The sequence below is a fragment of the Methylobacterium sp. WL18 genome, assembly GCF_008040015.1.
In the GTDB taxonomy this organism is placed as follows: Bacteria; Pseudomonadota; Alphaproteobacteria; order Rhizobiales; family Beijerinckiaceae; genus Methylobacterium; species Methylobacterium mesophilicum.
Map to the genome: position 1 here is coordinate 1 of NZ_VRVD01001190.1, position 682 is coordinate 682.

Here is a 682-nt window from a genome sequence, read left to right on the forward strand (position 1 = left end):
GCGGGGGCCTGGGCGACGGCCGGGCCGGCAACGAGGATCAGCTGGAGGAGGGTGTGGGACAGCGTTCGGCGCATGGGACATCTTGTGGTCGGCGGCGGGCCTTCGGCCCGTTCGAGCGGCGAGGGGGTCAGGGCGTCACCACGGCGAGGTCGGCCGCCGGCAGCCAGCCGATGACCGGGGCCTTCTCCCCCCGGTAGCGCACGCGCACCCAGGCGTCCCGCCGCTCCACCACCGCGACGGGATCGAGCCGGACGAGGTAGGGCGCCCGGGCCGGAGCCGGGCCGGGTTCCGGCCGGAAGGCCGTGCGCTCGGCCGTCACGAGGCCGACGCCGATCCATCCGGACGGGGTCGCCGCAGCACGCCGCGAGAGCGCGTAGGGGGTCCCCACCATGGTGCCCGTGGTCATCGAACAACCGCCGTGATCCTCCGCGAGGGTCAGGGCGGCGCCGTCCGGGGTGAAGGAGAGGTCCCCCGGGATGCGCTCCGGCTCGTCGGGAAACCACGTCTCGACCTTGGCCCGGTCGCCCGCGAGGGTCCCGCGCAGGAGGAAGACGCAGGCGAATTGCGGGCTACCGGCATCAGCCGCCCCCCGCTGCTCGGCGAAGACCCCCGCCACCTCATCGCCGGAGATCGCCAGGGTCAGGCTGTCGTAGGTGCCGGACCGGGCGGCCGGCTCGGCCGC

1 protein-coding gene is annotated in these 682 nt (G+C 75.4%); it reads right to left on the reverse strand.

The genetic code is table 11. The features are described from left to right. Positions 1-127: 127 nt before the first annotated feature. A partial coding sequence (locus FV228_RS34650; protein WP_246694114.1) for a hypothetical protein occupies positions 128-682 on the reverse strand: 555 nt, incomplete at its 5' end.